The organism is Streptomyces sp. NRRL F-5135 (genome assembly GCF_000719775.1).
Lineage (GTDB): Bacteria > Actinomycetota > Actinomycetes > Streptomycetales > Streptomycetaceae > Streptomyces > Streptomyces hebeiensis.
Window position 1 is genome coordinate 1 of the sequence record NZ_JOHR01000069.1, and the last position, 538, is coordinate 538.

Annotated in this window: 1 protein-coding gene; it reads right to left on the minus strand. The window is 64.9% G+C overall.

Going from position 1 to position 538, the window contains the following annotated elements; translation table 11 throughout:
* A partial coding sequence (locus IG02_RS0135535) for a vitamin K epoxide reductase family protein (protein ID WP_234315036.1) occupies positions 1–536 on the minus strand: 536 nt, incomplete at its 3' end.
* Positions 537–538: the final 2 nt, after the last annotated feature.

The following is a 538-nucleotide window of genomic DNA, read 5'->3' on the forward strand; positions in this document are numbered from 1 at the left end:
GTCCAGAAGTCCCACCAGCGCGTGAGGATCAGCATCCCGATCACCCCGATGTGCACCGCCGGCAGCACCCACGTGAACTCGTCCAGGAACCCCCGCACCACACCCGGCGCCGCGATCACACCACGACGCACATTGTGCGAGGTCACGTACCAGAACATCAGGATCGTCGCGACCCACGCCAGCGAACACCACAGACACAGCGCGTTGATCTCGTACAACGACTGGTACTGCAGCCACGTACAGAACCCCACCCCGAACAACGTGCCCGCGTTCAGCCCCAGCCAGAACCACCGCCGGTACCGCGCCCCCGCCAGCAGCCCCATCCCCACACAGACCACCACGCCGTACGCCACCAGCCCCAGCATCGGATTCGGAAAACCGAACACCGACGCCTGATCACTCTCCATGACACTGCCGCACGACACCACCGGATTCAGACTGCACCCCGGCGTGAACCCCGGATCCACCAGCAGCTTGAACTTGTCGATCGTGATCACCCACGCGGCCAGCAACCCCGCCGCCCCCGTGACCACCAACA